Genomic DNA, 9,945 nt, shown 5'->3' with positions numbered 1-9,945 from the left:
GCTGTCTACCCTCTATCCGTCATGGCGCGCTGCCGCCGTTCAACCCGCTGAGGCTTTACGTTATGAGTAATACCCCTTTGTTGCAGTGTCGTGACCTGTGCAAACGCTATCAGGAAGGCAGCGTGCAGACCGATGTGCTGCGCAATGTGGCTTTTAGCCTGCAGCCGGGCGAACTGACGGCCATCGTCGGCAGCTCCGGCTCCGGCAAAAGTACCTTACTGCACCTGCTGGGCGGGCTGGATGCGCCGACCTCCGGTGACGTGGTGTTTGACGGGAAATCGCTCAACGCCATGTCGTCGGCGGCCAAAGCAGAGCTGCGCAACCGGGAACTCGGCTTCATTTATCAGTTTCACCATTTGCTGCCGGACTTCAGCGCGCTGGAGAACGTGGCAATGCCGCTGCTGATTGGCAAAACCGGCAAAGCCGAAGCGGAAGCGCGCGCACGCGAGATGCTGGCGGCGGTTGGTCTGGAAAAGCGCGCGGCGCACCGGCCTTCTGAGCTGTCGGGCGGTGAACGTCAGCGCGTGGCGATCGCCAGGGCGCTGGTGAACCGGCCGCGGCTGGTGATGGCCGATGAGCCCACCGGTAACCTCGATGCGCGCAACGCGGACGCCATTTTTGAACTGCTCGGCGAGCTCAACGTGCAGCAGGGCACCGCGTTTCTGGTGGTGACGCATGACCTCAACCTGGCGAAGCGCCTGAGCCGTCAGATGGAAATGCGCGACGGCCAGCTGAGCGATCACCTGACGCTGGGAGCGATCTGATGGCGTCCTCTTTATCCCTGCTGCTCGGGCTGCGCTTCAGCCGCGGCCGGCGGCGCGGCGGCATGGTGTCGCTGATCTCCATCATCTCGACCATCGGCATTGCGCTTGGCGTGGCGGTGCTGATCATCGGGCTGAGCGCGATGAACGGTTTCGAGCGGGAGCTCAACAACCGCATTCTGGCCGTGGTACCGCACGGCGAAATTGAGGCGGTTAACCAGCCATTTCGCAACTGGCAGCCGATGATTGCGCCTATCGAACAGGTGCCGGGCATCGCCGCGGCGGCGCCTTACGTTAACTTTACCGGATTGATTGAGAGCGGTGCGAAGCTGCAGGCGCTGCAGGTGAAGGGCGTTGATCCGCAGCAGGAGCCGCGGCTCAGCGCGCTGCCGCGTTTTGTCAGCGGTGATGCCTGGTCGCAGTTCAGCGCCGGCAGGCAGCAGATCATTCTGGGCGGCGGTATCGCCAAATCGCTCAACGTGAAGCAGGGCGACTGGATCACCATCATGATCCCGAATAATGATGGCGAGAACAAACTGCTGCAGCCAAAACGCATTCGTCTGCAGGTGAGCGGTATTCTGCAGCTAAGCGGCATGCTGGATCACAGTCTGGCGCTGGTGCCGCTGGCCGATGCGCAAAAGTATCTGGATCTGGGCGACAGCGTCAGCGGCATTGCGCTGAAGATGAGCGATCCGTTCCAGGCACAGAAGCTGGTGCGCGATGCCGGCGAAGCCACCCACTCCTATGTCACCATCCGCAGCTGGATTGGCACTTACGGCTATATGTATCGCGATATCCAGATGATTCGCGCCATCATGTATCTGGCGATGGTGCTGGTGATTGGCGTGGCCTGCTTTAATATCGTGTCGACGCTGGTGATGGCGGTGAAAGACAAGAGCAGCGATATCGCTGTGCTGCGCACGCTGGGCGCCAAAGACGGCCTGATTCGTGCCATCTTTATCTGGTATGGCCTGCTGGCCGGGCTGCTGGGCAGCGTCAGCGGTGTGGTGGTCGGCGTGCTGGTGGCGCTCAATCTGACGCCGGTAATGCGCGTAGTGGAGCACCTTACCGGGCATCAGCTGCTGGCGGGCGATATCTATTTTATCGACTTTCTGCCGTCCGAGCTGCACTGGCTGGATGTGGCCATCGTGCTGGCAACGGCGATTGGCCTGAGCCTGATTGCCAGCTGGTATCCGGCGCGGCGCGCCAGCCGCATCGATCCTGCCCGCGTGCTGAGCGGTCAGTAAAGACAAAACACGCAGCCGCCTTCGCGGCTGCGCACATTTTCAGCGTCTGCGGCATGCAGCCGTCATACCCAGCCGCTATTATCGGGTCTGAGTAACCCGGAAAACACCCGCAGCGCGGCGTTCAGCGCCGCAGATTAAGGAGCCTTTATGCGCCAACCGCGCCGCCGCCTTCGACTCGCCCGCTACAAAAAGAACCGCCGCAAAGTGCATCAGCGCTTTCGCCAGCGCATCTTTGAGCGCGATCGTCAGGTTGAACTTGCCGCCCATCCGCAGCCGCACGTGGTGGTGCTGACCGGTGCCGGAATTTCGGCAGAATCCGGCATCCGCACCTTCCGCGCGGAAGATGGCCTGTGGGAAGAGCATCGCGTGGAAGATGTGGCGACGCCCGAAGGCTTTCGCCGCGATCCGGCGCTGGTGCAGGGCTTCTACAACGCGCGCCGGCGTCAGCTGCAGCAGCCAGAAATTCAGCCTAACGCGGCGCACAAAGCGCTGGCCGAACTGGAGCAGGTGCTGGGCGATAATTTCCTGCTGGTTACGCAGAATATCGATAACCTGCACGAGCGCGCCGGCAGCCAGCGCGTGCTGCATATGCACGGTGAGTTACTGAAGGTGCGCTGTGAGCACAGCGGTCAGGTGCTGGCGTGGACGGAGGACGTCGGTCCGGACGATCGCTGTACCTGCTGCCAGTTCCCGTCGCGGCTGCGTCCGCACGTGGTGTGGTTTGGTGAAATGCCGCTCGGCATGGAGGAGATTTATCAGGCGCTGGAACAGGCCGATCTGTTTATCGCCATCGGCACTTCAGGCCACGTCTACCCGGCGGCAGGCTTTGTACATGAAGCGAAACTGCAGGGTGCGCACACCGTGGAGCTGAATCTGGCCCCCAGTCAGGTCGGTAACGAATTCGCTGAAGCGCATTACGGCTTAGCCAGCGAAGTGGTGCCCGAATTCGTGCATACTTTTTTGCGCGGCTTGTATAAATAGTCAGCGTACTGCGCGTTTCCCCTCATCCCGGCCTTCTCCCAGCGGGAGAAGGGGAAAAACGCGCCGGACTGAAACTCAGGCTGAATCCAGTACGGTCTTCCCACAGGCCGAATCCAGCACGAATGAACCCTCTCCCGCAGGCCGAATCCAGCACGAATGAACCCTCTCCCTCTGGGAGAGTGCAGGGTGAGGGCCAGGCCGCACAACCTCCCACCTCAGAACCTCACCGTCCCGCTTTCAGCTTCTGGAACAGCGTTTCGTACTGCACGCTGGCGGCACCGACATCGTTCTGCCACTCGCCGTTTTTGATCACTTCAGCCGGCGGATAGAGTGACGGATCGCTGGCCACCTCGGGCGGCAGCAGCTTTCTTGCCGCCAGGTTGGGCGTCGGATAACCGATGGTTTCCGCCACTTTAGCCGCCACATCCGGGCGCAGCAGGAAGTTAATCAGCTTCAGCGCGCCTGCTTTATTTTTCGCATTCGCCGGGATCGCCAGGTTATCCATCCAGAAAATCCCGCCCTCTTTCGGCCAGATAATCTGCAGCGGCGTGCCAGCCTGGCGCGCCACCCAGGCGGAGCCATTCCAGATCATGCCGACGTTGACTTCGCCTTCCATAAACGGATTACCGGGATTATCCGAGTTGAACGCCAGTACGTTCGGCATCAGCTTTTTCAGCTCTTCATAGGCGGCTTCAATCTGTTTTGGATCCTGCGTATTACCGGAGTAGCCGAGCTTGCGCAGCGCCATCTGGAACACTTCACGCGCGTCATCGGTCAGCAGCAGGCTCTGCTTATACTGAGGTTTCCACAGATCGGCCCATTGGGTCAGGGTTTTCGCATCCACCTCGTCGGTGTTCACGCCAATGGCGGTTGCGCCCCAGATATAGGGAATGGAATAGTCGTTGTTCGGATCAAACGGCTTGTTCAGCAGGTCGGGATCGAGGTTGCGGAAGTTGCTCAGCTGTGACTTGTCGATCTTCTGCAGCATGCCCTCGTTGCGCATTTTGGCGATGAAGTAGGTCGACGGCACCACCAGATCGTAAGCGCCTGCTTTCCAGGTTTTCAGCTTGGCGTACATGCTTTCATTGGATTCATAGGTGGAATAAATCACTTTGATGCCGGTCTCTTTGGTGAACTGCTCCAGCAGCCCGGGCGGCACGTATTCGGTCCAGTTATAGAAGTAAAGCGTGTTGTTGTCATCCGCCTGAGCGCTTTGCATACCCAGTGCCAGCGCCCCAGCCGCCAGCCAGTGAGACCACTTTTTCATCGGTTATCCTCTATTTGGTTTTATCACGCAGCAACAGCTGACTGGCTGCCACCAGTAGCAGCGACAGCAGCATCAAAATGGTAGCCAGCGCGTTCACCTCCGGCGACACGCCCACCTTCACCATGGAATAAATTTTCAGCGGCAAAATTTCGAAGCCGGGCCCGGTGACAAATGACGACACCACCACATCATCCATCGACAGGGTGAAACTCAGCAGCCAGCCCGCGGCCACTGCCGGCAGCGCCAGCGGCAGCAAAATCTTGCGCAGAATAGTCACTTCGCTGGCGCCGAGATCTTTTGCCGCCTCCAGCATGCGCACGTCAAAGCCTTTCAGGCGCGAATAGACGGTAATCACCACAAACGGCAGGCAGAAAGTGATGTGGGAAAACAGCAGCGACCAGAAGCCGAGCGAAATCCCCAGCAGCATAAACAGCACCAGCAGCGAAATCGCCATCACGATATCCGGCGACATCATCACCACAAATAGCATACCGCTGACAAACGGCTTGCCGCGAAAACGGTAGCGGTACAGCGCCACGGCGGTGAGCGAGCCGATCAGCGTCGCGCAACTGGCCGACAGCACGCCCATGATCAGCGAATGCTGCGCCGCCTGAATCAGGCTGTCGTTATTGACCAGCAGGCGATACCACTGGGTGCTGAAGCCCTGCCAGTTGATGCCGAAGCGCGAGGCATTGAAGGAGTTGACGATCAGGATGATGATCGGAATGTAGAACCAGGCATAAATCACGGCCATGAAGCCGTAGCGTAATCCGCGCGCCATCATTGCAATGCCGCCTTGTGATTCAGCAGACGCGCTGCGCGCCAGTAAACCAGCAGCATCAGCCCCATCAGCAGCGTCATGACAATGCTGGTGGCGGCGCCGAACGGCCAGTCACGAATATTGAGGAACTGGCTTTTGATTATGTTACCGATCAACAGGTTCTTTGCTCCGCCCATTAAATCCGCTACGTAGAACAACCCCATCGCCGGGATAAATACCAGTAGCGCGCCGGCAACGATACCGGGCAGGGTCAGCGGCAAAATGATACGGATGAAGGTCTGTAGCCTGCTGGCGCCAAGATCGCGCGCCGCTTCAAGGCAGGATTTGTCCAGCTTCTCAAGGCTGGAGTAGAGCGGCAGTACCATAAATGGCAGCAGAATATAGATCAGCCCAAGGATCACCGCTTCCGGGGTGAACATGATGCGAAACGGCTTGTCGATGACGCCGAGCCACAGCAGAAATTCATTGAGCCAGCCGCGCGTGCTGAGAAAAATTTTCAGACCATATATGCGAATCAGCGAGTTGGTCCAGAACGGCACAATCAGCAGAAACAGCATCAGCGGACGCAGACGCGCCGGCAGTCTGGTCAGGCACCAGGCAAAAGGGTAGCCGAGCAGCAGGCAGCACAGCGTGGCGATGCAGGACATGTTGAGCGAGTGCAGCAGCACGTCGGCATACAGCGGATCGAGGAGCCGGCCATAGTTGTTCAGGGTGAACACCATGCTGACAAAGTGCGCGTCGTCGCGCGTCAGAAAGCTGGTGACGAAGATCATCAGATTCGGCAGCAACACGAACAGCGTCAGCCAGCCGACGATCAGTGCCACAATGGCTTTCTGCAGACGATTACGCATCCGTTTCATACGGCAGCACCACCTCCCAGTTTGGCACCCAGCTGACCGCCATTTTCTGGTTCAGCGAGTGGTCAAAATCCGGATCGTCCTCATTAAAGAACTCGCTGACGGTGAGCAGCTTGCCGTTCTCCAGTTCGACGGTGGATTCCAGCGTCATGCCTTTATAGTTGCGTTCGCGCACATAGCCGATCAGGTTTTCGCTGCGGCTGTCGTGATCGATCTCCTCGACGCGCAAATCTTCCGGTCGCAGCAGTACATGCAGCCGATCGCCGGGTTTGACCGGGAACGGGCAGTGAATATCACACTCGCGGCCTTCGACGCGAGCGCGTACCTGCGGCGCGTGCGCGCTGCCGATCACTTCCGCATCAAACACATTGATTTCGCCAATGAAGCGCGCCACAAACAGGTTCGCGGGCTCTTCGTAGATCTCGCGCGGCGTGCCGTCCTGCTCGATGCGCCCGTCGCGCATCACCACGATGCGATCGGACATGGTCAGCGCTTCTTCCTGATCGTGCGTGACAAACACAAACGTGATGCCCAGCTTGCGCTGCAGCGCTTTCAGCTCGTTTTGCATCTGGCGGCGCAGTTTGTAATCCAGCGCGGAGAGCGACTCATCAAGCAGCAGCACTTTGGGCCGGTTGACCACCGCCCGCGCAATCGCCACGCGCTGCTGCTGGCCGCCGGAGAGCTGGTGCGGCCGGCGCGCGGCAAAGCTTTCCAGCTGCACCATCGCCAGCGCCTCGTTGACGCGCTGCGTCAGCTCTGCCGCCGGGGTTTTCTGCATGCGCAGGCCAAACGCGACGTTTTCAAACACCGACATGTGCGGAAACAGCGCGTAGCTCTGAAACACGGTATTGATATGGCGATGCTCGGCGGGCGTTTCAGTGATGTCGCTCTCATCCAGATGGATACGTCCGCTGTCGGCGTTTTCCAGCCCGGCGATCAGGCGCAGAATCGTGGTCTTACCGCAGCCGGAGGGGCCAAGCAGGGTGATAAATTCGCCATGACCGATGGTCAGGTCAAAATCCGGGATGATGGTTTTGCCATCGAAAGCTTTACTGATGCCAGAAAGCGTAACCAGCGCCTGCTGCGCGCGTGTTTGCGTCATTTTAGTCACTCAGTCTGATGAGAATCAGGTTACAGCATAGCCGCCGGCGACAGCTTGCCGTGATGAAGGGCGCGATAATACCTGAAAAATGCGCCATTGCCATGTTCAGACACGGAATAACCTTGAAAAGTCTGCAAATTGCTGGAGTATGCTCATCGGGCCAGCCGGACGGGTGGCTGGCAGGGCGAATTTCAGCGCACGATTGGGCTGAGAGGGCTAACCTGAAGGATAATGATTTGACGCAACATGGCGATAATCAGGCCCCATGATAATAATGCAGGTTCTTTAGAGGGATGACAGATGGATCAATTACTTGAGCGTTTTCTCAGTTATGTGGCAGTAGAAACCCAGGCAAAACCTCAGGCGCGGCAGGTGCCGAGCAGCGAAGGGCAGTGGACGCTGGCGCGTCAGTTACAGGAAGAGCTTATTGCGCTGGGTTTTGTGGACGTCACCTTAAGCGATCATTGCTGTGTGATGGGCACCCTGCCGGCAAACGTCGACTGGCCGACGCCGGTGATCGGTTTTATTTCCCACATGGATACCTCGCCGGATTTCACCGCGAAAAATGTCAATCCGCAGATCATTGAAAACTATCGTGGCGGCGATATCGCGCTGGGCAACGGGGATGAAGTGCTCTCGCCGGTGATGTTCCCGGTGCTGCACAAGCTGACCGGGCATACGCTGATCACCACCGACGGTAAAACGCTGCTGGGCGCTGATGATAAAGCCGGTATCGCTGAGATCATGACGGCAATGGCCGAGCTGGCCAAAGGGGATGTGCCGCACGGCGCCATTCGCGTGGCCTTTACCCCGGATGAAGAGATCGGTCGCGGCACGTCGCACTTCGACGTTGAGGGGTTTGCGGCTGACTGGGCTTATACCGTTGACGGCAGCGATCTCGGCGAGTTTGAGTTCGAGAACTTTAATGCCGCGACGGCGCTGGTCAAAATCACCGGTAACAATGTGCATCCCGGCAGTGCGAAAAACGTGATGGTGAACGCGCTGGACCTGGCGATGCGCTTCCACGCCGAGCTGCCGGCCAAAGAGAAGCCGCAGTTTACCGACGGCTATGAAGGCTTTTTCCACCTGCACACTATTAAGGGATCGGTAGAGCACGCCGAGCTGATGTACCTGATTCGCGATTTTGATGCCGACAGCTACGAACAGCGTAAGCAGTTGCTGCAGGAGATTGGTCGCCGCGTCAGTAAAGGCCTGCAGGCTGAGTGCTCCATTAAGGTAGAGATCAGCGACAGCTATCGCAATATGCGGGAGAAGGTGGAACCGCATCCGCACATCATTGAGCTGGCGCTGCAGGCGATGCGCGACTGCGGTATCGAGCCGAACGTGAAGCCAATTCGCGGCGGCACTGACGGATCGGCGCTGTCATGGAAAGGACTGCCGTGTCCGAATCTGTTTACCGGCGGCTACAATTACCACGGTAAACATGAGTTTGCGTCGCTGAATGTGATGGCGAAGTCGGTTGAGGTGATCGTGCGCCTGGCCGCGCTCGCGGCGGAGAAGAAGTAGGGCGGAGAGGGGCTTGCCCTCACCCTAACCCTCTCCCACGCGCGGGAGAGGGGACCGATCGAGCGGGTATCAGGTTTTGTTTATTGCCTTAACCACTGCTTTACCCATCTTGTCGCAAGGCGAGCACGGTTTTCTCCCTCTCCCGCGCGCGGGAGAGAGGACCGATCGAGCGAGAATCAGGCTCTTCATTTGCCCATGCCGCCGCCGGCGCTTTACTGCAATCGTCGCGCGGTTTTCTCCCTCTCCCGCGGGCGGGAGAGGGCCGGGGTGAGGGAAACGGGCGCAGAGGACCTGATCAACTCAATCAGCAAAAAACCAGTATCCGCTGTTCACCAGTGCCGCCAGCTGAGCCAGCAGCGAAGGATCGTCCAGCGCATCGCCGAAATCTTCCAGCGTCAACACGTGTTTGTGTGCCAGCGCAGCCAGTACCGACGGATGCGCGCACTCGACGCGTTCACCGTTGACATACACCGCGTCGCCCAGCGTCAGCACGCGCAGACCGCCGAGGCGCGTCAGTGCATCACCCTGCTGCAGCGCGTCATAAATCTCATCTGGCTGATACGGCGGTTCCGGCGGAGCCACATCCAGCTCGTGACGCGACTGGGAAATAAATTCGCCAAACCACTGGTTAAACTGCTCCGGCTGATTAATCACATCCAGCATCACTTTGCGAATCCCTTCCACTTCCGACGGCAGAATCTGCGAAGGACAATCGCGCGCTGGCACATCCGGATCGCTGAAGCGGTAGCTGCCCAGCTCATGCGCCAGCATGTAGTCCGCAAAGCCGCTGATCAACTCGCGTCCGTTAGGCGCGCGGAAGCCGACTGAATAGTTGAGCGCGTTCTCCAGCGAGTAGCCTTCATGCGGGAAACCCGGTGGAATATAGAGAATGTCGCCCGGTTCCAGCTCTTCATCGATGATGGCGTCGAACGGTTCAACCTGCAGCAGATCCGGATGCGGGCAGTGCTGTTTCATCGGCACTTTTTCGCCCACGCGCCAGCGACGGCGGCCAGTGCCCTGAATAATAAACACATCGTATTGATCAAAGTGCGGGCCTACGCCGCCGCCCGGCACTGCGAAAGAGATCATCAGGTCGTCGATACGCCAGTCGGGCAGAAAGCGGAACGGGCGCATCAGCGCAGCAGAAGGTTCATGCCAGTGGTTCACCGCCTGTACCAGCAGCGACCAGTTGCTTTCACCCAGGTGATCGTAGCTTTCAAACGGACCATGGCTGACCTGCCACTTGCCGTTATTGTGGCTGACGAGGCGGCTGTCCACCTCGTTTTCCATTGCCAGACCGGCCAGCTCATCCGGAGAAATCGGATCAATGAAGTTTTTGAAACCCCGTTTCAGCACCACCGGGCATTTTTGCCAGTAGCGCTGAATAAAGTCGGGCCAGTTGATGTCGAGCTGATAGTCCAT

General features: G+C 58.8%; 9 protein-coding genes. 4 read left to right on the top strand and 5 right to left on the bottom strand.

All coding sequences use genetic code 11. From position 1 onward, the window contains the following. Positions 1 to 62 precede the first annotated feature (62 nt). The 3 genes from lolD (at position 63) to cobB (ending at position 2,989) form a co-directional block, all read left to right on the top strand. Positions 63 to 764 (top strand): lipoprotein-releasing ABC transporter ATP-binding protein LolD, encoded by a 702-nt coding sequence (lolD, locus tag CBW22_RS20575; RefSeq protein ID WP_021506386.1) that lies wholly within the window; start codon positions 63 to 65, stop codon positions 762 to 764. After that, a complete protein-coding gene (gene lolE, locus CBW22_RS20570; protein ID WP_021506385.1) occupies positions 764 to 2,008 on the top strand; it encodes a lipoprotein-releasing ABC transporter permease subunit LolE in 1,245 nt (414 codons plus the stop codon). Before lolD ends, lolE begins: the two co-directional genes overlap by 1 nt. A gap of 147 nt (positions 2,009 to 2,155) precedes the next feature. Further along, on the top strand, positions 2,156 to 2,989 hold the full coding sequence (cobB, locus tag CBW22_RS20565; RefSeq protein WP_010617227.1) for a Sir2 family NAD+-dependent deacetylase: 834 nt from the start codon (positions 2,156 to 2,158) through the stop codon (positions 2,987 to 2,989). A 223-nt stretch (positions 2,990 to 3,212) separates the two neighbouring features. Here the strand turns inward: cobB and potD are convergent, their stop codons facing one another. The 4 genes from potD to potA are packed head-to-tail and all read right to left on the bottom strand — an operon-like array spanning position 3,213 to position 6,996. Next, entirely contained in the window at positions 3,213 to 4,256 is a 1,044-nt protein-coding gene (gene potD / locus CBW22_RS20560; protein ID WP_088517713.1) for a spermidine/putrescine ABC transporter substrate-binding protein PotD, read from the bottom strand. A 10-nt stretch (positions 4,257 to 4,266) separates the two neighbouring features. Further along, complete coding sequence (potC, locus tag CBW22_RS20555; protein ID WP_088517712.1) at positions 4,267 to 5,040, bottom strand: spermidine/putrescine ABC transporter permease PotC; 774 nt, start codon at positions 5,038 to 5,040, stop codon at positions 4,267 to 4,269. Continuing rightward, positions 5,037 to 5,888 (bottom strand): spermidine/putrescine ABC transporter permease PotB, encoded by an 852-nt coding sequence (gene potB / locus CBW22_RS20550; protein WP_088517711.1) that lies wholly within the window; start codon positions 5,886 to 5,888, stop codon positions 5,037 to 5,039. Before potB ends, potC begins: the two co-directional genes overlap by 4 nt. Beyond that, positions 5,881 to 6,996, bottom strand: coding sequence for a spermidine/putrescine ABC transporter ATP-binding protein PotA (gene potA / locus CBW22_RS20545; protein ID WP_058759491.1), 1,116 nt, complete (start codon positions 6,994 to 6,996; stop codon positions 5,881 to 5,883). Before potA ends, potB begins: the two co-directional genes overlap by 8 nt. 300 nt (positions 6,997 to 7,296) lie before the next feature. On the opposite strand from potA, the gene pepT reads away from it, so the two are divergent. Beyond that, entirely contained in the window at positions 7,297 to 8,523 is a 1,227-nt protein-coding gene (gene pepT, locus CBW22_RS20540) for a peptidase T (protein WP_021506380.1), read from the top strand. 300 nt (positions 8,524 to 8,823) lie between these two features. Here the strand turns inward: pepT and CBW22_RS20535 are convergent, their stop codons facing one another. Continuing rightward, positions 8,824 to 9,945 carry a ribosomal protein uL16 3-hydroxylase gene (locus tag CBW22_RS20535; protein ID WP_088517710.1) on the bottom strand — a complete coding sequence of 374 codons (1,122 nt, stop codon included), beginning with the start codon at positions 9,943 to 9,945 and terminating at the stop codon, positions 8,824 to 8,826.

The organism is Pantoea sp. VS1 (genome assembly GCF_002207995.1).
In the GTDB taxonomy this organism is placed as follows: domain Bacteria; phylum Pseudomonadota; class Gammaproteobacteria; order Enterobacterales; family Enterobacteriaceae; genus Pantoea; species Pantoea dispersa.
Note: the sequence above shows the minus strand (reverse complement) of the source record. Positions and strands in the feature narration are given on the sequence as shown.